This is a genomic window from Acinetobacter sp. ASP199, from assembly GCF_022700675.1.
GTDB lineage: Bacteria > Pseudomonadota > Gammaproteobacteria > Pseudomonadales > Moraxellaceae > Acinetobacter.
On record NZ_CP062182.1, the window covers coordinates 1,991,511 to 2,017,018 of the forward strand.

General features: G+C 39.5%; 26 protein-coding genes. 5 read left to right on the forward strand and 21 right to left on the reverse strand.

Annotated features, from left to right (window positions below; all coding sequences use genetic code 11):
• Window positions 1–17 precede the first annotated feature (17 nt).
• Window positions 18–2,138: a catalase HPII gene (gene katE, locus IHE35_RS09410; RefSeq protein WP_242787151.1), complete on the reverse strand. Its 2,121-nt coding sequence runs from the start codon at window positions 2,136–2,138 to the stop codon at window positions 18–20.
• A 673-nt stretch (window positions 2,139–2,811) separates the two neighbouring features.
• Between katE and IHE35_RS09415 the strand changes: the two genes are divergently transcribed.
• The 3 genes from IHE35_RS09415 to IHE35_RS09425 all read left to right on the forward strand — a co-directional run bounded on the left by IHE35_RS09415 (window position 2,812) and on the right by IHE35_RS09425 (window position 3,617).
• Window positions 2,812–3,021 (forward strand): cold-shock protein, encoded by a 210-nt coding sequence (locus tag IHE35_RS09415; RefSeq protein ID WP_242787152.1) that lies wholly within the window; start codon window positions 2,812–2,814, stop codon window positions 3,019–3,021.
• A gap of 112 nt (window positions 3,022–3,133) precedes the next feature.
• The gene (locus tag IHE35_RS09420) at window positions 3,134–3,385 is read left to right on the forward strand and encodes a hypothetical protein (RefSeq protein WP_242787153.1); all 252 of its coding nucleotides are present in this window, start codon (window positions 3,134–3,136) and stop codon (window positions 3,383–3,385) included.
• A 19-nt stretch (window positions 3,386–3,404) separates the two neighbouring features.
• Entirely contained in the window at window positions 3,405–3,617 is a 213-nt protein-coding gene (locus IHE35_RS09425) for a hypothetical protein (RefSeq protein ID WP_242787154.1), read from the forward strand.
• Between the two features lie 97 nt (window positions 3,618–3,714).
• Here IHE35_RS09425 and IHE35_RS09430 read toward each other — a convergent pair whose 3' ends face one another.
• The 9 genes from IHE35_RS09430 to IHE35_RS09470 all read right to left on the reverse strand — a co-directional run bounded on the left by IHE35_RS09430 (window position 3,715) and on the right by IHE35_RS09470 (window position 13,712).
• Window positions 3,715–4,929: a DcaP family trimeric outer membrane transporter gene (locus IHE35_RS09430; RefSeq protein WP_242787155.1), complete on the reverse strand. Its 1,215-nt coding sequence runs from the start codon at window positions 4,927–4,929 to the stop codon at window positions 3,715–3,717.
• 46 nt (window positions 4,930–4,975) lie between these two features.
• The gene (locus IHE35_RS09435; protein ID WP_242787156.1) at window positions 4,976–5,917 is read right to left on the reverse strand and encodes a DUF4116 domain-containing protein; all 942 of its coding nucleotides are present in this window, start codon (window positions 5,915–5,917) and stop codon (window positions 4,976–4,978) included.
• A 31-nt stretch (window positions 5,918–5,948) separates the two neighbouring features.
• Complete coding sequence (locus IHE35_RS09440) at window positions 5,949–6,983, reverse strand: AbrB family transcriptional regulator (protein ID WP_242787157.1); 1,035 nt, start codon at window positions 6,981–6,983, stop codon at window positions 5,949–5,951.
• 54 nt (window positions 6,984–7,037) lie between these two features.
• Complete coding sequence (locus tag IHE35_RS09445; protein WP_242787158.1) at window positions 7,038–8,537, reverse strand: tripartite tricarboxylate transporter permease; 1,500 nt, start codon at window positions 8,535–8,537, stop codon at window positions 7,038–7,040.
• Window positions 8,538–8,548: 11 nt separating this feature from the next.
• Window positions 8,549–8,995, reverse strand: coding sequence for a tripartite tricarboxylate transporter TctB family protein (locus tag IHE35_RS09450; protein WP_242787159.1), 447 nt, complete (start codon window positions 8,993–8,995; stop codon window positions 8,549–8,551).
• A gap of 54 nt (window positions 8,996–9,049) precedes the next feature.
• Window positions 9,050–10,042, reverse strand: coding sequence for a tripartite tricarboxylate transporter substrate binding protein (locus tag IHE35_RS09455; protein ID WP_242787160.1), 993 nt, complete (start codon window positions 10,040–10,042; stop codon window positions 9,050–9,052).
• Window positions 10,043–10,138: 96 nt separating this feature from the next.
• Window positions 10,139–11,284 carry a tricarballylate utilization 4Fe-4S protein TcuB gene (gene tcuB / locus IHE35_RS09460; RefSeq protein WP_242787161.1) on the reverse strand — a complete coding sequence of 382 codons (1,146 nt, stop codon included), beginning with the start codon at window positions 11,282–11,284 and terminating at the stop codon, window positions 10,139–10,141.
• A gap of 2 nt (window positions 11,285–11,286) precedes the next feature.
• A complete protein-coding gene (tcuA, locus tag IHE35_RS09465) occupies window positions 11,287–12,681 on the reverse strand; it encodes an FAD-dependent tricarballylate dehydrogenase TcuA (protein WP_242787162.1) in 1,395 nt (464 codons plus the stop codon).
• A gap of 98 nt (window positions 12,682–12,779) precedes the next feature.
• Window positions 12,780–13,712 carry a LysR family transcriptional regulator gene (locus IHE35_RS09470; protein ID WP_242787163.1) on the reverse strand — a complete coding sequence of 311 codons (933 nt, stop codon included), beginning with the start codon at window positions 13,710–13,712 and terminating at the stop codon, window positions 12,780–12,782.
• 665 nt (window positions 13,713–14,377) lie between these two features.
• On the opposite strand from IHE35_RS09470, the gene IHE35_RS09475 reads away from it, so the two are divergent.
• A complete protein-coding gene (locus IHE35_RS09475) occupies window positions 14,378–15,109 on the forward strand; it encodes a Fic family protein (RefSeq protein WP_242787164.1) in 732 nt (243 codons plus the stop codon).
• A gap of 252 nt (window positions 15,110–15,361) precedes the next feature.
• Here the strand turns inward: IHE35_RS09475 and IHE35_RS09480 are convergent, their stop codons facing one another.
• The 3 genes from IHE35_RS09480 to IHE35_RS09490 all read right to left on the reverse strand — a co-directional run bounded on the left by IHE35_RS09480 (window position 15,362) and on the right by IHE35_RS09490 (window position 18,025).
• A complete protein-coding gene (locus IHE35_RS09480; protein ID WP_242787165.1) occupies window positions 15,362–15,544 on the reverse strand; it encodes a hypothetical protein in 183 nt (60 codons plus the stop codon).
• Between the two features lie 104 nt (window positions 15,545–15,648).
• Window positions 15,649–16,787 (reverse strand): IS3 family transposase gene (locus tag IHE35_RS09485; RefSeq protein ID WP_242787166.1). Its coding sequence is split into 2 segments (ribosomal slippage): window positions 15,649–16,529 and window positions 16,529–16,787, totalling 1,140 coding nucleotides; the frame shifts between segments, so codons are not numbered across the junction.
• A 398-nt stretch (window positions 16,788–17,185) separates the two neighbouring features.
• Entirely contained in the window at window positions 17,186–18,025 is an 840-nt protein-coding gene (locus IHE35_RS09490; RefSeq protein ID WP_242787167.1) for a hypothetical protein, read from the reverse strand.
• A gap of 169 nt (window positions 18,026–18,194) precedes the next feature.
• Here IHE35_RS09490 and IHE35_RS09495 point away from each other — a divergent pair, with 169 nt between their 5' ends.
• Window positions 18,195–19,157, forward strand: a complete 963-nt coding sequence (locus IHE35_RS09495; protein ID WP_242787168.1) for a LysR substrate-binding domain-containing protein — start codon at window positions 18,195–18,197, stop codon at window positions 19,155–19,157.
• Window positions 19,158–19,190: 33 nt separating this feature from the next.
• Here IHE35_RS09495 and IHE35_RS09500 read toward each other — a convergent pair whose 3' ends face one another.
• The 8 genes from IHE35_RS09500 to IHE35_RS09535 form a co-directional block, all read right to left on the reverse strand.
• Complete coding sequence (locus IHE35_RS09500; protein WP_242787169.1) at window positions 19,191–19,976, reverse strand: DUF4116 domain-containing protein; 786 nt, start codon at window positions 19,974–19,976, stop codon at window positions 19,191–19,193.
• Window positions 19,977–20,067: 91 nt separating this feature from the next.
• Window positions 20,068–20,769: a fumarylacetoacetate hydrolase family protein gene (locus IHE35_RS09505; RefSeq protein ID WP_242787170.1), complete on the reverse strand. Its 702-nt coding sequence runs from the start codon at window positions 20,767–20,769 to the stop codon at window positions 20,068–20,070.
• Between the two features lie 54 nt (window positions 20,770–20,823).
• Window positions 20,824–21,210, reverse strand: a complete 387-nt coding sequence (locus IHE35_RS09510; protein ID WP_242787171.1) for a RidA family protein — start codon at window positions 21,208–21,210, stop codon at window positions 20,824–20,826.
• A 24-nt stretch (window positions 21,211–21,234) separates the two neighbouring features.
• Window positions 21,235–22,800: an aldehyde dehydrogenase family protein gene (locus IHE35_RS09515; RefSeq protein WP_242787172.1), complete on the reverse strand. Its 1,566-nt coding sequence runs from the start codon at window positions 22,798–22,800 to the stop codon at window positions 21,235–21,237.
• Between the two features lie 25 nt (window positions 22,801–22,825).
• The gene (locus IHE35_RS09520; protein ID WP_242787173.1) at window positions 22,826–23,245 is read right to left on the reverse strand and encodes a cupin domain-containing protein; all 420 of its coding nucleotides are present in this window, start codon (window positions 23,243–23,245) and stop codon (window positions 22,826–22,828) included.
• Window positions 23,246–23,257: 12 nt separating this feature from the next.
• Window positions 23,258–23,974, reverse strand: coding sequence for a ribonuclease activity regulator RraA (locus tag IHE35_RS09525; protein ID WP_242787174.1), 717 nt, complete (start codon window positions 23,972–23,974; stop codon window positions 23,258–23,260).
• Window positions 23,975–23,982: 8 nt separating this feature from the next.
• On the reverse strand, window positions 23,983–24,915 hold the full coding sequence (locus tag IHE35_RS09530) for a VOC family protein (protein WP_242787175.1): 933 nt from the start codon (window positions 24,913–24,915) through the stop codon (window positions 23,983–23,985).
• A 26-nt stretch (window positions 24,916–24,941) separates the two neighbouring features.
• Window positions 24,942–25,484: a flavin reductase family protein gene (locus IHE35_RS09535; protein WP_242787176.1), complete on the reverse strand. Its 543-nt coding sequence runs from the start codon at window positions 25,482–25,484 to the stop codon at window positions 24,942–24,944.
• Between the last annotated feature and the right edge of the window lie 24 nt (window positions 25,485–25,508).

The window sequence follows — 25,508 nt, forward strand, 5'->3', positions numbered from 1 at the left end:
TTTATGGTTTGAATGTTTTAACCCGGAATCATTTCTGATACTGGCTCACGCGCCCAAACACGGTGTTTCATCATCAGTTGCTTTAATTCCATAGCAACTGATTTGAAGTCTTGATGTGAAAGCATACCTTCATCAGCAACCAGGCCTAAAGTATTGATCAGGTCAGCTTTTTCACCCAAGAGTACAATTGGTTTTAAGTGCACATAAGCTTCAATAATGTAATGCTTCGCTGCACCATCTTTCAGAACCAGATCATAGTTATCACCATCCACCATGACAACGGCATCATAAAGCACTGATGGCTCACCTCGCTGCATACCATCTGCCATTACTTCTGCACCATTACTGCTTAATACAGGTGCAGGTGTCGGAGCGAGTACCTCAGCAATGGCACTTTCCTCTTTTGCCCAAGCCAATACTGCATCCACATTCGACTGATTCACCTTGTCATGTACCAAAACAGCAATTTTCTTGCCCTTGATATCTGGTGCCGGGAAAGCCTCTAGAGAAATGCGTTTAGATGGTGTCACTTGCGGCAATTCCACATTCAGTTTTTCAGGCGGAATGACGATACCGAGTTTGGTTGCTACCTGCTGAGCCAGATCCAGATCGATATTGCACAGAATTTCTAGCACTTCACGTTCACGAATATACAAACGTTGCACCTTGCTCAGCTCAAAAACATAAGCATTTACCACATGACGTTGCTCATATGGTGTCAGACTGCGGTAATACAATCGTGCCTGAGTAAAGTGATCACTGAATGATGGACTACGCTCACGAATCTTACGTCCATCAATACGTTCTGCATAACTTTCGAAACCGCCATTCAATGCTGCTGGTGTAGTTTCCGTTGGCCAGTTATTGTCAATCGAATTTGGTTCATAAGATGCCTGTCCACGGTGGATCGCACGCTGATGGTAACCATCACGCTGATTATTGTGGAACGGGCAAACTGGCTGGTTGATTGGAATCTGGTGGAAGTTCGGCCCACCCAGACGAATCAGTTGAGTATCGGTATAGGAGAACACACGTGCCTGTAGCAGCGGGTCATTCGAGAAATCAATCCCTGGAACAATATGTGCCGGACAGAATGCCACCTGCTCGGTTTCTGCAAAGAAGTTCTCAACATTGCGGTTGAGTACAAAGCTACCTATTGGTGTAACTGGTACAAGCTCTTCAGGAATGAGTTTGGTCGCATCCAGCAAGTCAAAATCAAACTTGTGCTCATCGGCTTCAGGTACGATCTGCACACCTAGTTCCCATTCCGGATAGTTGCCTGACTCAATTGCATCATATAAATCACGGCGGTGAAAATCCGGATCACGGCCTGCCAGTTTTTGTGCCTCGTCCCAGGTCAATTGGGTCAGACCTTGTTTTGGTGTCCAGTGAAATTTGACAAAGACTGCTTCACCATCCGCATTAATCATACGGAAAGTATTGACACCAAAGCCCTGAATTGAGCGTAAGTTACGTGGAATAGCACGGTCAGACATTGCCCACATCACCGCATGGGCAGTTTCAGGCACCAGAGAAACGAAATCCCAGAATGTATCATGCGCGGTCTGTGCAGTAGGAATCTCTGTATGTGGTTCAGGTTTCATGGCATGCACGAAATCCGGGAACTTGATTCCATCCTGTATAAAGAATACTGGTGCGTTATTTCCCACCAGGTCATATACCCCTTCCTGAGTATAGAATTTCATCGCGAAACCACGAATATCACGTACTGTATCTGCTGAACCTCGTGGGCCCTGTACAGTAGAAAAGCGCACAAACATAGGCGTCTCGCGCTCCGTATCGGTCAGAAATCCAGCCTTGGTAAAACGCTCATTACTAGGATAAGCCTTAAATACACCATGTGCCGCAACACCACGGGCATGCACAATACGCTCAGGAATACGCTCATGATCAAAATGGGTCATTTTTTCCTGAAATATAAAGTCTTCCAGCAAGGTCCCACCACGTGTACCAGCTTTCAGGCTATTCTGGTTATCAGAAATTTTCACCCCTTGGTTGGTGGTCAGAGCCTGCCCGGTTGCATCACGGCGATACGCATCAAGCTGGGCATTTTTCTCATTATGATTTTTCAAATCCGGACGATCAGTACCTGCTAGCTCACTCTTGGTCTCTTTCATGTGACTTCCTTATTATTACCCTTTTGATAAAAAACAAATTTGGCTTTAAGCTTTTGTTTTTTATCTTCTATTATTTAAATAACGGCGATTTTTCACTCACATTCAAAGGAGTTATATCACTTATTAGGCGCCCTACTAAAATACTATGGGCCATAGGTGGAATTTGTAGCGCTTTGTGACACCGTGTATAGATCAGTTAATGCTTAAGGAAAGGTCTGTATTGGATGAAATGCTGAGAAGCAGCTTTAAATACTTTTAAGAGTAATAAAGTTCTTATAAGAAAATTCTTGCCTCAACTTTTATGAATGAATTTTGCAGATAGCTCTTTTTGTTTTCAAATCTTTAAGCTTATAGCTGGTTCAATTTTCTAATACCTACGCGATCACAGTTTAGATATTCACTTTCTTATATGTTGAACTGTCTTAATAAGAGTATTAATAAGCAACCTCTTATAATTTATTTATATAATATTTTAAATTTTTATTGAATATTTTGATATAAGCTGTATGATGACTATCAAATACAAAGTATTGTTATTCTATTTTCTTTAAGTTTCGTCGTTTTTAATTATTTATAAGCATTCGTTTTTTCAGATTATCATTTCAATTCTTTCCTATTTTCATCATATTTTCGTTTTAAATTTGAAAAATATTAAAATTCAAAAGGTTATTTTATGTCTAATACAGTTACTGGCACAGTAAAATGGTTCAACGAAACTAAAGGTTTTGGCTTTATTCAACAAGAATCAGGCCCAGATGTTTTTGCTCATTTCCGTGAAATTAGCGGTTCAGGTTTCAAAACTTTAATTGAAGGCCAACAGGTTTCTTTCAGCATCGTTGAAGGTCAAAAAGGCCCGAATGCTGTGAATATTGTCGCTCTTTAATCGACAACATTCATCAGAGGGAGCCTGCAATCAGGCTGCCTCTCCTTTTTTAAATCCCTGGTTTTATTCTATTTTCAAAAATAGAAGAAACATTAAAATAATAGGTAATACAATGAATCAATTTAATAATTTAATTGCTAAAGCAGCCAATGGCACTGAAATCCTGGTTTCTCTTATTCCTTTAAATAAACAGCAAAATACACGTCAAGGTTTTAAAAATATTGAAGTCGGTAAAAGAGTTTTACTTCAATCAGGCACTATCGTGGATTTAAATTTAGATGGTCGAAGTTTTTATGACACATGTCATCAATTGTTCAAATTAAGTCAGCGTATCAACCAACATCCAGTCTATATAGAAAAATGATTATTTAAGGATTTATACGATGATTCAAAAAAATATCAGTGTTCAGGATCAGTATGGAGTTGCTTATCATATTCAAGCAACACTACAGAACCCTCCTTCCATCAGCCATTCACCACTGGCATATATACAGTATATTGATGTCGATGGTGAACTTATTCGTCCTAACTTTGACATGTGCTTTCAAAGTCAAATCAATGGGAAGATTTACCGAATCTCTAAACTGATTGAATAGAGATGAGCAGGTTGAATTTATAAATCATGTGAAAGAAAGTGTCAAAGCGAATGAAATCTCCCCCGCTCGCTTCGACTTGAAAAATGGTTATTTTGACTTAGAAGTTATAACGAACCATCATTTCTAAACGACTGTCATCACCCTTTTGATCATTCATGGTTTTGCGTTCACCCTGAACATATTCAACACCCAAAGTGATTGGTTTCACTGGGTTATACATCATATTCACCCAGCCCTGTTGCAACTTTTTATTGGCTTTATCGTTGTTGTCATCATAGACCAGCGTTCCATAACCCACAGTACTTCTGAGTTTTGGATTGATTTTGTAAGTCATCCCGATTTGGAATGCGTCAAAATCAATGAGCTCAATCTCCGCTTGATCGGTCAAATAACGACTATTATCAGAACTTGCCAATAAAATTTTATTGTCGCCTGAAACATGTGAATAATTGGCATTCAAGGTCAATGGCTCAGCGAGTTTATAGCGAAGTCCAAGTGCAGCGCCCCAACCTAATTCAGTTTTGTCATCAAGATCACGCACACGAACTTCTTGTACTAATCCACGTGCAGTCACATAGCCTTGACCATTGGATAAATCATGCTTAAGTTTGGTTGCCAATAAAGGTAAACGGTTTTCATCATTACCTTTTTCTAAGCTGACGAAATACTGATTGCCCTCACTCAACTGACCTGAGTAACGTACCATTGGATTACGTGTCGTACCGCCACCCAATGCTGTATTAAAATCGAGCATTTCTGGTGCTGTTTCTGTTGACAAGAAAGTTGACGTGGTTTGACCGACAAGCCAATCGCCATACGTCATATAAACATGACGCAAACGAACCGTGTCCTTTTTGTCTCCGCCCCTAAAATCAATTTCAATTTTCCCTTTTAAAGTTTCATCATCTACAGGGGTACTGAAATCTAGACCAATACGGGTCGTGGTTAAAGTCGTATCGAAACGATCTTCAGTTAAATGCTTATCGGCTGATCCTTCTAAAGCAACCGTGTGAGGACTGTTAAAAATATTTTTCCCACCTTCAAATTGATAGGCCATATCCCCACGAATAAATCCGTATAAGTTTACCGATGCGCCTGATTTCGATTGCCAATTGCTAAATGGTGTTGACTTTGGATCTACTGGTGCTTGTACATTTTGTTTCACGGGTTGAGCTTGATTTAAAATGGCTCTTAACTCCGCAACTTCTGATTTAAGTTGCTGTAGTTCAGCTTGTGTCGCTTGTTCAGCATGTGTGCCCGTCGCATATAAACTTGCAAATAAAATTGTATAACTAAGATGTTTGATTTTCATGTCTGTCCTTTGTAAATGATATCCGTATTGAACTTTGAATGTTTTTTTAAATCACACCTCCATACATCCCGAGAAGCTTATTTTTAAGACTCTCGGTCAAATATTTTTTCTTGATAAAATGAATCGCATCTTTTGATTTAGACAGCGCAAATAAACAGATACTTTCTTTTGGATTCTTAAAGACGGCTATGGATTCATAATCCAAAGAGATTGCGAGTTTGCATAAATATTCAGAAGGCTCTTGAATATATTTAATCGAGGTTGGATTTTTCTGAATGGCATACGCCATAATTTTTTCATTGTAATTTTTTAAATATTTAATGACGGCTGTATTTTTATTGATGGCATATTTCCATAAGTCTTCATGCTCTTCGCCTATAAATTGAATGCTATAGGGACGTTTTTTAATTGCTGATTTGAGCATATTTGGATTCGGCTGATGGACATAGCGTATTGCTTCAGCATTGGATTGAATCGCAATCTCACAGATCTGTTCTGTTTGTTGATGAATATATTGCAAGGTCTTGCCATCATTTTTCACAGCGATAAGACAGATTTCTTCTGTTTTATTTTGCACATAACGAATCGCATATGGGTTATTTTTCACCGCCAGTTGACACATTTTTTCAGTTTGCTGACGTATATATTTCAGTGCAAAACCATTTTGTTGCACCGCAGTCATGCACATCTCTAAGCTGGGTGTATCAATATATCGAATGGCTAAGCCTTCATTTTTTAAGGCTTCTAGACAGATTAATTCAGTCCGCTCATGCACATATTTAAGTAAGTCACCACAATTCGAAACCGCATGAAGACACATCTCTTCATTTTGATACTGTACGTATTTTAATGCTCTCGGATTATTTTTAATGGCTTCAAAACATATCTCTTCATTTTGACTTGAAATAAATTTTAAAAATAAGCCATCTTTTTGTACTCTATACAGACTATCTGCATAAGAAATTCTTTCATAAACACTGCTATTCATGCGTGCTCCACTGATTTAATCCAAGCAATATCTAAAAAAATAATCTTCGACTTAAACGATAAAAATAACGGGTGGTGAGAATGACAAAAATGAGTCGAGAGAGTTGAAATGCCACCACAATCGGCACAGCTAGTCCCAAGGCTTTTGCCATTAAGGACATTTCCGCAATTCCACCAGGAGATAGCCCTAGAATCAGAATCTGGGCATCGGCATGGCTAAAGCGAATCAACAACAAGGCAAAAATAATGGACAATACCAATGCCAATAAGTTGAATAGAACAGTCAGCCCGATAAATTTTTTACTGTTTTTTAAGAAACTGAATGGAAACTTACTGCCTAATGACCAGCCAATAAAAAGTTGACCCAAGGCAATAAACCATTCTGGAAAGCGAAATTGTAAAATGCCAAAAAATGAAAAAAGACCAATGATCGTTAGTGGACCTAAAATCCAGGCATTAAGTAGATTGAAATATTGAAAGATTATGCCGGCAAATACAGCCAGTAAGAAAAGTAGCAGAACCTGAACTAATCCATAACGTTCAGTATCCAGCACGATCAGATCAGACCATTCAACCTGAAAATACAGTCCCATAAAAATCGGTATAAGCACTACCAGAATCACAATCCGCAGACTGTGTGCAGCCACTACTTTATCGACTTGGGCATTGTATTGCTCGGCAATATTGACCATTTCACTGGCACTACCAATCGCGGAAGAAAACCATGCGGTAGCCCAGTCCAGTGCATTGATCCGATATTGCAACACTGCCAGCATGGTACCAAGTACTAGCGACCACAGAATACCGAGCAGAATAAAACCCCAATACGCAGAAATTGCTTGTACCAAGGCTGGGGTAAAATATAAACCGAGTGCCATGCCAATAATGATCTGCCCTCCTTTGCGCCAGTGAGGATGGCAGGACAATGGCTTTCCGATACTTCCCATGAATAATGCAGCCAGCAATGGCCCAAGCAGCCATGGCAAAGGAATATGCAGATAATTCGCGAGAACTGCCCCAATCAGAGCAATAGCCAATCCTTTGGCATTTAATATTATCGTTTTCATAGTCCTAATCAATAATGATCAGCACAGGCTGATCATTATTGTTGTCAAGTTAAGTTAAGCTCGATTTTTTTTGATAAATAAGTACTTACGTACAAATGGAAGGATTAACAGAAGTGCTGACATTGTCCAAAGACCCATGCTGATACCACTGCTCCACAAGATGCTAAGTTCACCTTGAGAAATCGACAATGCACGGCGCAAATTCGATTCCATAAGCTCGCCCAATACAAAACCGAGAATCAGTGGTGCAAGTGGGAAATCAAACTTACGTAAGATGTAACCAATAATACCTAAGCCCATGCACAGTAATAAGTCAAAGATCGTGCTATGGATCGCATAAACACCCACGAAACTTACTGTTGCAATAATTGGAATCAGGATATAGCTCGGAATACTTAACAAGCGTGCAAAGAAGCCAACCAAGGGTAAGTTCAACACCAAGAGAATGATGTTACCAATCATTAGCGATGCAATCAGTGCCCATACCAGTGTCGGTTGTTCAGCAAATAATTGAGGACCTGGGGTGATATTATACATCGTCAAGGCACCCATCATGACTGCTGTTGTACCCGAACCTGGAACACCAAGCGTCAACATTGGAACGAATGAACCACAAGCCGCTGCGTTGTTGGCACTTTCTGGTGCTGCCAGACCACGTAAGTCACCTTTACCAAACTTAGTGCCGTCTTTTGCCATTTTACGTTCAGTGGTATACGCCATTGCACTGGCAACACTCGCACCTGCACCTGGCAAAATCCCTGAGAAGAAGCCAAGGAGTGAACCACGGATCATGGTACCAATCGTACTCATGAATTCTTTAAAGTTAAATAAAGAACGTTTACCTTGTTCTAAAACAACTTTACCTAAAGTGGTACGCTCAAGTAACAGTAGAATTTCACTGATACTGAATAGACCAATCACCACAGTTGTGAAAGCAATACCATCACTTAAACCGACGCTATCAAAGGTAAAACGATAAACCCCTGTGATCGCATCCATACCTACGGTTGAGAGTGCAAGACCCATCAATGCCATAATTAAGGTTTTAAACGGTTGCGTACTCACTAGACCTGTCAGACAGACAATCGCAAAGACCATCAAGGCGAAATATTCTGCAGGACCAAAAGAAACCGCCCACTTCGCCAAAATTGGTGCAAATAATACGATCCCGATAAATGCAATGGTACTTCCAATAAAGGAACTGACGGAGGACAGTGATAATGCAATACCTGCTTTACCTTGTTGTGACAATGGATAACCATCCAAGGTGGTCATAATCGCACCGGCATCACCAGGAACATTCAGCAAAATTGCAGAAATACGGCCACCGTATTCACAGCCCAAATACACCGCTGCCAATAAAATCAGCGCGCTATCTACAGGTAAACCTAAGGCATACGCAAACGGTAAAAGGATCGCCACGCCATTAATTGGACCTAAGCCAGGCAATAGACCGACTACAGTTCCAATAAACGCACCAATAAAAGCAATCAATAAATTTTGAGGTTGTAAGGCAACCTCAAAACCCATCATGAGAAAATTTAATACATCCATGGGTGTTATCCTTAACCGAAGAATCCAAGTGGTAATGGAACATCCAGTACGCGATCAAACAGGTAATACGTACTGAAACTCAGTACCACACCTGTGATCACCGTTGGAATTGTTTTCCCACCAAAAAGTTTGCCCAATGCTATGGTCACCAACAGTGTGGCAATCACAAAGCCGAAGAACTCAAAGATGACCGCGTAGATGGTAAGTGCTAAAGCACACATCACCAATTTACCGAGCAAATGCTTGGTCCAACCGAGTTCAACAGGTTCAAACATAATGGCCGGACGAACCGTTAAATACACAGCACTAAAGGTGATTAACCCCATTAACAAGATTGGAAAGGCTTTTGGCCCAACAGGGTCATAAGAAATCGGTGCTTCAAAGTTCCAAGCGTAGATTAATAACCCCAATCCAATAACTGCAATGATGGCTGTAAGAATGCGTTCAGATTTCATCATCTTCCCTCTAAACAAATACTGAGTTAGAACCTGGGTCCTAACTCAGTCTGTTTGTTATTTTGATAATTTGTATTCTTCCGATAATTGACGCATTTCATTCGTTTGCTTGTAGACATAGGCTTGAATTTCTTTGCCTGTCATTTCGAATGGTAATAGATCTTGATTTTCACGTACCGCATCAAACTTCTGATCTGCCATCATTTTATCAAAGGCATTTTTCCACCAGCCATACGCCTCATCACTTACTTTAGGTCCCATGTAGAAACCACGGATCACAGGCCATTCAAGGTCATAACCTTGTTCAATCGCTGTTGGTAAGTTTGCAAATTTCCCTTCTAAACGATCTTTAGAGAAAACTGCCAATACGCGAATTGAACCTGCTTGTAAGTGTGAACCTACTTCACTGACATTACCTACACCGACTTGAATATGCTGGCCTAACAGTGAAGTCAAAACTTCACCACCACCCTCTAGGGCCACGTAACTCATATCGGCAGGATTAATGCCTGCTTTTTTAGCTAAAATTGCGGTTTGCATCCAGTCTTGACCACCGACACTGCCTGCACCACCAAAGCTCAATTTCTTAGGATTTTCACGTAGTGCTTTCATCAGGTCATCTAAGGTCTTCAGCGGCGAATCTTTATGTACTGCAACCAAGCCATAGTCAACAGCAATACCCGACAACCACTTCACATCTTTTTCAGTGAAATTACCAAATTTACCTTGTGCTAAGTTCAACAATGACCCTGTTGAAAAGGCAATCACAGCATTGTTGTTGGCAGGATCATTGTTCACAATCTTGTTATAAGCCACTGCACCCACTCCACCTGGCATGTAGGTCACACGCATTGGATCCGTCATGACCGCAGTTTCTTTAAAGCCTGATTGCAACAATTTACAGGTCATGTCAAAACCACCACCTGGCTTAGCAGGTGCAATACATTCTGCACGTTTTGGCTGACCTGGTTCTTTTGATGCATTTCCTGTACCACAACCCACCAGTGTCACGCTGGCACATGCTAGTACTAACCATTTCAATTTTTTCATAGCAAACTATCCTTATTGCTGAATTATTTGTTGATGTATGTCCATGTTTACCTAAGACCGACCTAGACCAAAAAGGTCATCGGTTGGTTTGGGTGTTTACTTTGCTTTAGCTCGATGCTTGGCAATACGTTCTTCAACCGCAAACTTCAACAAGGCAGCACTACGGTAGAAACCATGTGCGAACTTGCCAAATGGAATCGTCAAGAAGAATGTCATTACGGTTGCAAGGTGAATAATCAGAAGCAGTGCCATCGCAGACGTATCACGGAACGCCAGTAGCAATAGACCGGTTACACTGATTAAGAGAAGTAAAAAGATAAAGCCACGATCCATTGGTTTTTGTTTGACATCACCATGCAGTGGATGACGTTTAATATTCAGATACAACAAACCGGCAGGACCAACAATCAGACCAATACCACCCAAGGTGCCTAGAATGACTGGCAAACTGGTATAGGCATACGGTGCCTGTAAACCTAAGAAGTAGTGATAAAGTGTCGCAACACTCGTCGCAGCGAAGCAAAGTAAGAAGCCATACATGGTGAAATGATGGAAGACACGACGAATTTGCGTATATCGGTCATCTTCTTCATTACAGCCTTTACCATGTCCCCCATCTAAATATTTTAAAGTCAGGACGTTTTTAGAGGCCTGTAAAATATCGGGCTGTGCCACGCCTTCAGGAATAATTTTCGAGGTTTGCTTCCAGAATTTCGCAATCCCTAAACCGAGTAGAATGAATGCGACTATAAAGACTGAGCCGAACAATACTGCCAAGAAGTTATGCGGGAAGATTGCATAGAAATTGCCTTGGTATTGACCAAACAGATCTGTGCCATTCATCCACACGCCCGCCAACATCAATAAGAAGAACAATACGGACATTGCAGAAACCAATGGAATGCCAGTTTTCTTATAAATTGAACCAAATGCAGCAGGTACAGCGAACTCTTGGTAGGTTTCTAAACGCACTTGCGCCATCGCTTGTGGAATATTCACGCCAAATTCGTGTGGCGGTGCATATTGGCAAGCATGTAGACATGCACCACAGTTATGACAAAGGTTTGCCATATAGTGAATGTCCGCTTGGGTAAATTCCAAACGTTTGGTCATGGCTGGGAAGACAGCACAAAACGTTTCACAGTAGCGACAAGCATTACAAATTTGTAAGGCTTGTTTGACTTGTTCTTCATTGTCGGTCAGCTGCACAACAGGAATGATATTTTTTACATTTGCATTCATTTTTAAACTCCCTGTTTGAATGCAGCTTTAGCCGCGTTGCGACCTGCAATTCGACCAAACGTTGTCCCGATCGACATACCCACGCCTGCGGTATAACCCTGTCCTAAAACGTTACCGGCCATCATTTCTCCAGCCACATATAAGTTTGGACTTGCTTTGTCGTTAAAGCGTACTGCTGCATCATCTTCAACTTTCAGACCTAAATAGGTAAAGGTAATCCCAGGTCGTAATGCATACGCAAAGAACGGCGGTTGATTTAATGGCACCGCCCAATGGGTTTTCGCAGGCGTTAGATTTTCTGTGTGACAGTTATCTAAAACCGTATGATTAAACTCACCGTTGACACAGGCTTGGTTATATTCCTGTACCGTTTTGCTTAAGGTCGCAACATCCAGATTCAGCTTCTCTGCCAGCTCTTCAATGGTGTCTGCCTTTGTGCCTTCAAACACAGGTGGCATGAAGCGACCCACAGATTTAGAGTCAATAATCGAGTAAGCAATTTGATTTGGTTGTTTCGCAACGAGGCGACCCCAAATGGCATAGCGTTTCGGCCAGAAGTCCTCGCCCTCATCATAGAAACGCTGTGCATTTTTATTCACCACAATACCCAAAGACACGCAGTCAATACGGGTACAGATGCCACCGTCATACAATGGCGCACGCGCATCTACTGCTACGCAGTGTGATTGTGATGGATCGCCGATAATATCTGCACCTTGGTCAATCATAAATTTCAGCAGATTACCTTGGTTAAAGCGCGTACCTCGAATAATGAAGTTGTCGGCAGGCCATTCACCATTTTCGTTTTGACCCCATGCTTCTTTCAACCATTCGCGATTTGACTCAAAACCACCTGCGGCCAAGACACAAGATGCTCCTTCAAAGCGCGTACCATCTTCAGCAATCGCCGCTTTAAAGACACCATTTTCAATTTCTAAATCAATGATTTTGGTGTTGTAACGAATTTCAACACCCATATCTTGTGCACTGCGGAAATACGCATTCACTAACGCCTTACCACCACCCATAAAGAAGGCATTGGTTCGCGCAACATGCAATGCACCCGAAAGTGGTGGCTGGAAATTCACCCCATGTTTACGCATCCAGTCACGACAGGTTGCAGTTGAACGAATGACTAAGCGCGCAAGGTGTTCATTGGTTTTCCCTGCGGTCACTTTCAGTAGATCTTGCCAATATTCTTCTTCAGGATATGCATCTACAAGAACATCTTGAGGCTCGTTATGCATACATCTTAGGTTACGTGTGTGCTGGGAGTTTCCGCCTCGCCATTCTTTAGGCGCTGCTTCCAAAAGCAATACCGATGCGCCAGCCTCTCTCGCTGTTAACGCAGCACATAAGGCAGCATTCCCACCACCAATCACAATTACATCATGCATTCGATGTCTTCCCTTTCGAATTTGCGACAATGTAATTCGAAAAGGGAAATCCAGGTAACGGGCTAGGGTTAAATAGGTATTTAGTAAAATTAAATAGGCTAAAAGTCTAACAACTCTGCACTAGGCCATAAATCCTCACGAATCAATTGCTTAATACAGGATTTAATGGCCACTTTAACCGCTAGACTGGCCGGTGACAGCTCATCTTCTGCCAAACTGACCAAATAATTTACCCGTTCGAGATCGGGATTGATGATTTTTAATAAGCATAAATGCTCACGTAAATGCTGAAAATAGGCACTGCCCGGCTGAATAGTGGCCACATTGCCATGACTGACACAGTTCATGAGCAGATGTAAGCCATCGACTTCATAGACCACATTGGATAAATCAATTTTTTGTGCCAAAAACTTTCTCAGACCATGTCGTGGACTCGGCAAGACCAAAGGCAATTTTTGTACCTGCTCATAGTCAATCATTTGACTCTGTAAACACGTCCCCATGCCATGTTGCTTTAACAACTCAGGGTTTAGCATTAAATACATCTGTTCTTTCAGTAAGGGTTGAATGGCCCACTGCTCCGCCACATCATTAGTAAAAATAATCGCGATATCGAGCTGACGTAAATTAATTAAATTGGCCAAATTTCCCGATAAACTTTCGATCAAATGTACTTTAATATCGGGATAACGCTCATCCATCAGTTTGATAAATGGAATACCAAGCACAGATGCAATACTCGGGGAAAAACCCACACTGACATGACCGGTTAAACGAGATGAATGCGCGGCTTCAACCGCATATTGTGAATGTCGAAGTACCAATTGTGCCTGTTTATAAAATGCGAGTCCTGCTGGCGTTGGTGTGACCCCTAAAGATGTTCTTTGCAACAGTCTTGTGCAGAGTTCATCTTCTAATTTTGTGATTTGTTGGCTGAGCGCAGATGTTCCTACATCTAATTTATTTGCAGCTTTGCCCAGACTCCCAGATTCAACGATCGAGACAAAGTATTTAAACTGTTTTAATTCCACTCATTTCCCTTGATACGTTTTAATAACAGTACGTTAGATTTAAATAATATACGATATAATGATAATCAAGAGAATGACAAAAAAGGGGTATTGAATTTTTAGAAATACTTTTTTATTCCCACTGCTTGAGTTTTGATTCTGTAAGAGTAATAACTCATTTAAGCATATTTTTTACGGTATATTTTTGCAAGGAACGGGATAATATCGTAATCATAAAAATTTAGGGTATCTTCCCATGCCTTTAGACATCATCAGATAATTTCATGGGATAAGTTTGAATCTTTAATATTCTTTAGATTGTATCGGATGTAGTTAAACAAGAAGAAGATGGTGCGCTCAGCGCGCACCGAACTCTGCTGCTATCATATTGTTTTATATTGATAAAAACAAAAGACCATTGAGCTTTACCGTAAAAAATACCGTATAAATATTATTTACTTTTTTCAAATTGCTAATTTGAAATTTATTGACCAAATTTTGACCCAGATCAGATTTAGTGTATTGAATCACTTAGAAATCTTGTTCAAATCCTAATTCAGGATTTGAAATGGTGTACTGATTATATCAATATTAAAAGCACCATAAATAGTAATGATATAACATATCGTTTCTTCAATATTCTTTTTTGATGTATCATTCTTTTAGACACATTCAGGGACAAGGTAATGTTTGAAATTATTGATGATTTAAAAAATAAATTAGATCAGCATCGTCCCCTATCACCTGCGATAGTAAAAAATTTACAAGAAGACCTTATTGTACGATGGACTTATCATTCCAATGCTATTGAAGGCAATACACTTACTCTATTAGAAACAAAAGTTGTACTAGAAGGCATTACTGTCGGTGGAAAAGCTTTACGAGAGCACTTCGAGGCAATTAACCATAGAAATGCCATTTATTACGTTGAAGACATTATTAGAAAGGAAGAACCTTTTTCTGAATGGCAAATTCGCAATATCCATCAACTCATTTTAAAGAATATTGATGATGATAATGCTGGCCGATATCGCCAGCAAAACGTATTGATTTCAGGTGCTACAACTACACCACCGGACTATACATTGCTCAATGACAAAATGACTCAGCTAGTCGATTGGTACAACTCAGAGGCACATAAGCTTCATCCCATTGAACGTGCAGCTAAAGTACATGCGGATTTTGTAGGCATCCATCCATTCATTGATGGCAATGGACGTACATCGCGTCTTTTGATGAACCTTGAGTTGCTCAAAGCTGGATACCCTCCTTGCGTTATTACAGTCGAAAATCGCTTAGCCTACTATGAAGCGTTAGATCAATGGATGGCTTATAGAAAAACTGAGCCTTTCATTCAGTTGGTTGCCGAAGCTGTACTGGAGGGGTTTAAACCATATCAGGTTGTACTAGGTATTTAGCAAAGCTTATACGGTAGCTCAGACAAAAATATCAAAAATTTGGGTTTAGACAAGCCCCCAACCAAATTTAACACAAAATCTTTTTCATAGAAGCAAGATCTTCCGGAGGTTAAAAATATAATTTCTAATTTTAGAACCTATTATTTTTAGGAAGAATTACCGCGATTTATCAGGTGAAAATAAAGTGTGGTAACTTTCTTTTGTGAGATTTACTCAGTGCTCAGCACTGAGTAAATCATGTGGTCCATGAGATTATTCAATAACCATGCTGTCTTCAGCAAGAATTACTTCGCCTTTGTAATGGTCAGTCACTTCTTTAATTAATGACTCTTCACTTTCACCAAAGAAAATTGCGTGATTGAGCACGAGTTTCTTTGGTTTAATAATGTTTGCGATTTTTGCGAGTTGCGTAGTTGTTGTATGCGCATCGAGCATATATTTTTGCCAATCTTTAGATAAGCGCTGATTACCTTTATCACTTAAAACTTCATGAATTAAAATGTCTGGACTGCTCCCAGTATCCTAGACACGAGACGGCCTCATTTTGAAGCTGCCTCAAAGGCTTCTGGACTCATCCCATCGAGATGCGAATGACGCCTGATTCGATTGTAAAACATCTCGATATAATCAAATACATCTGCACGCGCCATTTCTCGTGTTTTATAGATCCTCTTTTTAATTCTTTCCTTCTTTAAGCTGCTAAAAAAGGATTCAGCAACAGCATTGTCCCAACAGTTTCCACGACGACTCATACTCGGAACTAAATTATGCTTCTGACAGAATTTCTGCCAGTCTCCGCTACTGTATTGTGAGCCTTGGTCTGAGTGTATGATCACAGGTTCATTGGGTCTGCGTCGCCATACCGCCATTAAAAGGGCATCCAAAACGATATCCTTGGCAAGCGTAGGTTTCATTGACCAACCGATGACTTTCCTTGAATATAAATCGAGAACCACAGCCAGATATAACCAGCCTTGCCAAGTGCGGATGTAGGTAATATCAGTCACCCACGAGGTATCAGGTGTGTTTACAACAAATTCTCGATTTAAATGGTTAGGTGGCACAATCTGAGGACGACCACGACCATAGCTTTTATGCTTCTTATATCCTCGAACAGCGGCAATGCCATTGTTCTTCATGATCTTCAGCACACGATTCGGTCCACAGCTTTCACCTAGCTCTTTAAGATCCAGCGTGATGCGACGATAACCATAGATACCATAACTGGCATCATAAGAAGAACGGATCAGTTGTAATAACCGTTTGTCTTCAATTGTTTTGCCTGATTCGGGTTCATGTAGCCAGGCATAATAGCCAGCACGAGCAATCTTAAGAACCCGACACATCGTCTTAATCTTAAATTGATGGCTGTACTCAAGGATAAACTGATACTTTACTCGGGCAGGCTTGCAAAGTACCTTGCGGCCTTTTTTAAGATATCCCGCTCTTCTTCAGTTTGCTTAAGCTGACTTTTAAGACGAAGGATCTCTTTCTTTGCTTCGAGTAGTTCATGTTCATCAGGGTTGTTGCGTAAAGGCTGTACGGCCTTTAGCCATTTATAAATGCTGTGCTGTGATACACCTAAACGTTCTGCCACATCAGTGACAGAATATCCACGTTCAGTAATCAATTTAACAGCTTCTTCTTTAAATTCTGGGGTGTATCGTTGTCCACTCATAATGTTCTCTCCTATGCAAAAAGAATAGACGAAATTTGTCTAGGAGAGTGGTGGCAGTCCAAAGATGGTTATGTGTGTCTAGAATTTTGGTGGCTATTCATTTAAAAGCTTTATTTTCACCCAATAAAATACCCATAAAACAAGAGGAAGCTCAAATGAGCTTCCTCTTGTGAAAAATTGTGGGACAGCAATGGGATCAGTATGCCTATTTAGGTGATATGCTTAAAGAGCTACCCATATAAAGTGACCCAAATAGAAGAGTTCCTTCCTCGCCGCCCCCCCCGTTAAAACTTAGCGATGAGGTTCAGCACATACTTACTTAGAGAATCTAAGATCAAGGATCTTTAAATATGAAGATCGTACATTTTTAGATCATTACCCTCGTTTATGAATAAAGCTTAAAAAGAATAACGTGCGATGACATAAGGTACACTATGTGTTGCATGATTAAATGCATCTTTTTGACTATCAATTAAATATTTATTACGCCAATACTCATACCCCACACCAACTTTCAAACCTGATTTGGCACCAACATCGTATAAATAATTAATTTGTACCATCGTTGAAGGCTTAGCTTCTTCATTGAAATATCCTGGTCCACTTGCACCAATAAAATCTACAAAGCCATCAACAAAACCTTTTTCACCAACAGGTAAACCAAAACTCGTCCAAACTGCATAAGTTGGGTCAAATGCGAAACGCCCACCTGTGAAATTATTATTAGCACTTTCATAGTACCAATCAGCACCTATTTCAAGATATCCTTTTGGAACTTTCAGATCCGCACTTAAACCAACACGTGCTTTAGTGGGATTTGGCTCTAGTGCCGAATTTTTTAACCCTTTATCGACACGTAAAGTGAGGTTCATGTCACGAACTATTTCATTATTTAAGGCAGAGTCTGGAAAGAAAGCATTGTATGACAAATATCTACGGTAAAATACGTAGTATTCAGTTGCACCATCTTTTCCATTTGCCTTAGGATCTTTATCATCGGAAAGATACAAATTAGCGACCAATAGGTTGCGACCAAAATTATCTCCACTCAAGTGTGTATAATTTAATATAGTTTTCGAAACGTCATCTGGATTCGCAGGCTCGTTATATTGGTTACTCCACGTTGCTCCAAAATGGTTTGTCTGCCAAAAATTTGCAAAAATTTGGGTGCTCGCAATAGAAAGACTTAAACCAAGAAGGATTTTTTTCAAAATTTTATGTCTATTATTAAAATTCATAATACGTCCATGATTATTGATAGTGAAATTTCATTTTGACTAAAAATACAATCATGTCTATTTAGATTTAATTTTATATTTATAATAAAAAGGATATAAATAACATTTACTCATAGAAAAATTTAATCTATGATCAAGTTAAATATAGAATTCTAAATTAGGGAAAATAATGGCAAAAATAGATCAATATCTCCGATCTAATTTAAAATTGAGACATTTACAATTACTGGTAACATTAGATGAAATTCGTCATATTGGTAAAGCAGCTAATTATTTAAATGTTACTCAACCTGCAATTTCAAAAACCTTAGCTGATTTTGAAGAAGGGTTAAATGTCAAATTATTTGATCGAACTACAAGAGGCATGTTACCGACAGAAGCAGGGATTTGTTTAGTCAAGCATGCAAAAAAGATTTTAAACGAGATTGCATCTGCTCGTGATGAATTAGTCGCCATTAGTGAGGGGCGTGCAACACGAATTTCAATTGGCATTTTGCCAGCAGCTTCACTTTCAATATTACCTAATTTTATTGCACGCGTTGAAAACGAAATGATTTCAACTAGCATTAGTGCCCGAGAAGGAAGTTCTGATGTTTTACTTTCTCTTTTACGCACAGGCGAATTAGATATTATTATTGGTAATTTGACTGCGAAACCTTTAGGAATTGAGTTTAGAACCAAGCACTTATATAAAGACCCAATCGTTGTAGTTGTAAAAAACAAACATCCTCTAACAAAAAAAATGAATCTAAATTGGAGCGATTTATCTGACTATCCAATGGTACTACCGCCTGAGTTTGCGACCACACGTACTGTCATCGAAGAGTTCTTATTATTCAATCACGTTAACATCTCCAAAAGATATGTAGAATCCTTATCAACATTAACTAACATTGGCGTATTACAAGAAACTGAGTCTATCGGTTTTTTATCTAGACAAGTAGCAGAATATTTTAAGAAAGCCAATTTAGTTGATATTCTTCCACTTGAAATGAAAAACATTTATATAGATATTGGTTTAGTTTGGTATACAGAAAGAAATCTTACCCCATCACAAAAAAATATTATTAAGATTCTCGAAGATACAGTTTATAAAAATACAATTCACCATTCAAAAAACTCTAAATTGTGAGATTTATAATCTCACAATTTAAATCTATATTTTTTATTCACTTATTAATTTTAAATAATTCAAAAATTCTTTTTTAATATATTTCATAGAATCTGGATTCTTTGAAATCGCCAACTTAATAATACTTTCATTATAATAGTTTAAAAAACGTATCACATTAGGCTTCTGCAATATTGCCAATTCCCACACTTGGTCACTAGGTTTCTGGATATATTGAATTGCATATGGCCTTTTTTTAACTGCGAATAGACATAATGCTTCACTTGGATTCAATACAAATTGAATAGACATTGGATTTGAAGAAATCGCTATAAAAATATTTTCATCAGATTGATCAAACACCCACTCCAAAGCTAACCCATCCCGCTTCAGTGCGAGGTTCACCAATTCTTTGGTTTTGTTTTTCACATATTTAAGTGCATGTGCATTTGCTAAAATTGCTTTTCTGCAAATTTCAAATGTTTGGTTTTTAACATACTTAAGCGCAAAACCATTTTGTCGAACTGCTTCTAAACAAATCGATACCGTCTGATTATCTATATGCCGTAATGCCAAGCCTTCTTTTTTTACTGCTGATAAACAAATTTCATCAGTTTTATCATGAACATATTGTATAAGATCTCCATTTTGTGACACAGCATAGATGCACAAGTCTACAAATTGGTGTCTAAGAAATTTAATGGCTCTTGGATTTTGATAAATTGCAGCTCTTGCAATAATATAATCTTGTTTTTCCACATATTGTAAGAATAGTCCATTTTCCCTAACTGCATTTAAATCGCTTTCATATGTATGATAAAATCGATTTATAATTTCCATTTTTCTAACTCATATAGACTTATTTGATCCTAAATATCCACATTTTGATCAATAAGAGCCCACGAGTGTGGACTCTTATTCTGATATTGATTTAGCAAATTTCTAATTTTATATTGGCGATCCCTGCAACGGCTCCTTCTAATAAATCCCCAGGAACTACTGGTCCAACACCTTCAGGTGTACCTGTAAAAATAAGGTCGCCTGGTTGCAATTCATAATAGCTAGAAAGGTCTTCGATAATCTCGCCAATATTCCAAATAAAATGCTGGGTATTAGAGTGCTGTACCGTCTTACCATTCACAGTTAATGTAATATCTACTTGATTAACATCCACATGAATATCTTCAGCTCGTACAAGTTCTGACATTACAGCTGATTCTGGGAAGTTCTTACCGAAATCCCATGGTTTACCTTCATCACGTGCTTTGAGTTGTATATCACGTCGTGTCATATCTAAACCACAGCCATAACCATAAATGTATTCAAAAGCATCTTTTGCTTGAATATTTTTACCAGCACGACCGATGGCTAAAACTAACTCAATTTCATGATGATAATTCTGGGTTTTACATGGATATTGAATTTTACTTCCAGATGGAACATAGGTAGATGAATCTTTCAAGAAATAAAACGGTTGCTGAGTGCTTTTATCAATGCTTATTCCCATTTCTGCTGCATGCGCCATATAGTTACGCCCAACACAGAAAATACGATTAATCGGAAATTTCTGTGAGTGTCCTGCGATAGGTACTAATGAATGCTGTTTTAGTGGAAATATTGTATTCTGTGTCATGATCTGATCCTACTAAAAAAAAGGGAGGAGAGATCCCCCTCCCCAAAAAGAAACTCAGTTCAAAATTGCAATAGCTTCAATTTCTAAAAGGATTTCAGGTTTAGCTAGTGATTTCACTTCAACCAAAGTACAAGCAGGAAAATCACCTGTAAAAAACTCTTGGCGCGCTTTCCATACAGCTTTATTATTGGCAATATTGGTCACAAAGATTGTCATTTTAACAATGTGATCCATCGTACCGCCTGCTGCTTCGATTAAATCTTTAATCTTTTGAAAGATTACCTGTGACTGCTCATATTCTTCACCTAGTACAGTTTCACCATCTGCTTGTCGAGCTGTCATCCCAGAAATATAAACTTGGTTCCCTACTTTTAAGCAGTTAGACCACATCCCTGGTGCTGGTTCTTTAACATTCTCAGAAATAATGCGTTCTTTTAACATTTTAATATCCTATTTTTCTCTGTTTTAAAGTGTAATTCTTGAATCCCAAGCGGTTTCTTTGCCCCAGTTAATACAAACACTTTGACGACGTACATAACCTTTCCATGCATCAGATCCTGCAGTACGTCCACCTCCTGTTTCCTTTTCACCACCAAAGGCTGCACCGACATCTGCGCCTGTCGTACCCATATTGACACGTACAATTCCACAGTCACTGCCTGCAGCAGACAAGAACAATTCAATGTTGCTCAAATTTGAACTGTGAATTCCCGAAGCCAATCCTTGTGCCACACCATTATGAATCTCAATCGCTTCTTCCAAGTCATCATAGGCCATAACAAAAACAATCGGCGCGAAAGTTTCATGTTGCACACAATCCCATTCAGGCTTTACATCAGTGATCAAACATGGCTGTACATATAGTCCAGGTCGTTCAATTCGGTGCCCTCCATAGATTACTTTCCCACCCAACTCGACTGCACGTTGAATTGTGCATTCATAATCTTGTACTGCACCAGCATCAATTAAGGGTCCTACTACAGTATCAAGATCACGCGGGTCACCAATCTTAATTTGGTCAAAAGCTTGTTTTAATAAATCTGTTAATTCATTGATAATACTGCGGTGTGCAATAATTCTACGCGTGCTAGTACAGCGTTGTCCTGTAGTGCCCACAGCACCAAATGTAATTGCACGCGCGGCGAGTTTCAGGTCTGCTGTTTCATCCACGATACAACCATTATTACCTGAACATTCAAGCATATATTTACGGCCTAGGGTCGAACCCACAATATGAGCTACCTTTTTACCTACACCAGTTGAGCCAGTAAATGAAATCATGTTGACACGTGTATCACGTATCAATAATTCAGCTATTTCATTTTCACCCGGAATAAAGAGCGTGAATACGCCTTCTAAATTCATTTCCTGCATAGCCTGATTCGCAAGCTTTTGCATCGCAATTGCAGTCAGTGGTACTTTCGGACTTGGTTTCCATACAACGACATTTCCTCCAATTGCAGCCAAAAATCCATTTTGCGCCCATACTGCAGCTGGGAAATTATATGCACTAATGACACCAACGATTCCTAATGGTAACCATTGATCATACATACGATGCTTGGTACGTTGAGACTGTTGAGTATAACCATACATCATACGAGATTGACCTGCTGCCAAAGTCGCCATGTCTACAACTTCTTTTAATTCACCTTTGGCTTCCATCAGGGATTTGCCTGTATCTAAGGCAACGATTCCAGCCAAGGCATCCATGTTGGCCTCTACCAGTTGACCAATACGATTAACCAGTTCTCCACGTCTAGGAGCAGGCACCATGCGCCATTTCTTTTGAAAAACTAAAGCTTGCTCAATAATTTCTTCATAATCTTGCGCAGATGAACTCGCAATTTGTCCAACTACTTCATTATCAGCAGGGCAAATTGCTTTGACTACATCACGGCCTTCAACCGATGACCACCCAGACTTCAGACCATAAGATCCTGGATGAGTTTGATCCAGCCCAAAAGCTTCTAACACTTTTTGAGTATCAAACAATTGGTTTTCTTTTTTAATTTGTTGTAATACATTCATGCTTAATTATCCTTTACCTTTTACTTTATTTTTTTACAAATTCACCGATAGTCTCATCTGTATGAAACACGGGTTTTTCGTAGTAATGAGGGCCATCATAAATTTCTATTAATCGACTGAATTTATGCGCCAACGTTGGACCATGTGGGTTATCTTTGGGATTCATGTAAAAAGAGCCTGGGGTTAAAGTCATTCCTACATCCGTGTATTCATATTCACCTTCTAAACAAAACATAAATTGGTTAGAGGCATGAGTATGCTTCACAGGAATTTTCCCACCTGGTTGATATTCCAAGAGAGCAATCGTCGCGCCTGTTTCTAAGTTCTTCCACAAGAAATATTGGCGAAAGCCGTATTCTGGGAAATCAATCCAGTCTTCATCTTTAATCTCGGCAGTATTCAACAAGATCTCTAGACTTTTAAACGTATCAGCATTAATTTTCATTTAGTCTGCTCCCTATTTATTTTGTTTTTTCCACGATTCATATTCAGCCCGACTATCAGAAGTCGCAGGAAATACTTCAAAAATAGAGCGTCCTTTTTGAATTTGAATCGCCGCAAATTCTTCATATTCGACAGCATCTAATGCTTCATCAGCCACCTCGTCAACAAGATGCTGAGGAATCACAACAACCCCATCTCCATCACCAACAATAATGTCACCGGGATATACGGCCACACCACCACAACCAACAGGTTCATTTAAGCTAATTGGGTGCAATGCAATAGGGGTTGCAGGCGGTGCATTATGTTTCTGAAAACAAGGTAAGCCTATAGAATGAATTGCTGGAGAGTCCCTATACCCCCCATCTGTCACCACGCCGGATACATTTCTATATTTCAAACGTGTTGCCATCATGTCACCCATGCTCGATGCTTTGGTACAACCAAAAGCATCAATCACAAGTACTGAACCTGCAGGACATTCTTCAATTGCTCGGCGATGTTTGTTATCTTCACGAGCATAATTAGTCATATTATCCAAGTCTTCACGTGCCGGAATAAAACGGAGTGTATATGCAGGACCTACGAGCTGTTTTTGCTCTGGGTTAATCGGCAAAATTCCATGCATCATGACATTCTTAAAACCACGCTTAAGCAAAACGTTGGCAATATTCGCCGTACCAACACGCATGAGTTTTTCGCGTGTCAGGCCCTTTAATTCGATATTCATTGTTTCTCCTACTGGAAGAATTCCAGCGTAGGTGCCATGCCCCATTGTGTTGTTTCAGTTGCAGTACCATTAAAGACAGTTGGCACTGCATGCTGATCCAACACATCCCCATCGGTATAATGCTCAACACGGAAACCAAATGGATCTTTCCAGTAATCAAAAATTTGACTACCCAACATATGTCGCCCAACACCACAATCAAGTTGATAGCCCTTGGACAACAAGTAATCATGCGAAGTCATCACAGCATCAAGATCAATGACTTCAAATGAACAGTGATGCACTCCAATCCAATCTGATTGCAATATTAGAATTGCATGATGATCAACCTTTTCATTTTCATGATTAAAGCGTAAGAAAGTTCCCACTATCGGACCTTCTTCACCTGGTGGCGCAAAGTAGTCTGAATGTAGTAAATCAAAACGCTCTTCTAACCATCTAACTGATTCATCATGATTACTTACATGCAGCACAAAATGACCGAGCTTGATGGCCTGAGCAGGCTTACATTTAACACGAATACTTTCATTGCAGCGCGGCTTAGCATGTGCATGATTGAAATCAAACGCTTTTCTTTCTGTAATATCATTATGCTTTTTGCGCCCCCAAATCGCTTTTATTTCAAAGCCATCTGGCATATACATCACTACTTCATAGCCACCACCTGGCTCTGTCGACTCCTTAACAGTTGAGGAACCTTCTAGCTTTGCTAAAGCTTCAAGATCTTCCATGCAGGCAACTTCAATTGATGCACCAATAAAGCATTGTTTCTCTGCTTTATGTGTTACATGAATATGATGTTGTTCACCACTGCCACGCATGTACAACACTTGATCTGTTTTTTCCACACACTCTAGACCAAAATCTGTCATAAACTGCTGCATCAATGAAAGATCAGGAGCAGCATAGGTCACTTGTGCAATTTCTATTGGTTTTGCCATGTCGAGTCCATTCTCCGTAACAGCACTCAGCTCTCAATTTTTGAATATTTTCCCGTGTGAAAAACCAAAGGTTTATTCCCTTCCTGTTGCTTTAAATTCACCACAAGACCAACAAATAAAGTGTGATCACCACATGGATATACAAATTGCAGTTTTGTCACGAGCTGAACAGATGCATCTTTAATCACAGGGAATCCATTCAAATAGTCAAACTCCGGACTAAAGTTCTCATTGATTTTTCCAGCAAAGTGATTACTGACGTTAATTTGATCTTCAGATAAAATACTGATTCCAAATGACTCACTTAAGCTGATTTTTTGATGTGAGGTAGCTTTATTGTCTACTGAAACCAAAACCAACGCAGGATCTAAAGAGCCTGACATAAATGCATTCGCAGTCATTGCATGAGGTTGGCCATCATGAAAAGATGAAATAACCACCACACCTGTTGCAAATTTCCCCATTGCGTTGCGAAAATCCCGTGAGCTAAAATCCACCGCAGTTTGCTTTTCTTGAATGATGTTCACCATTTCGCCCAAAGTTGTCACCTGTAAATTCGCTACTGTCATTGTTATATCCCTCTATACAGTCAA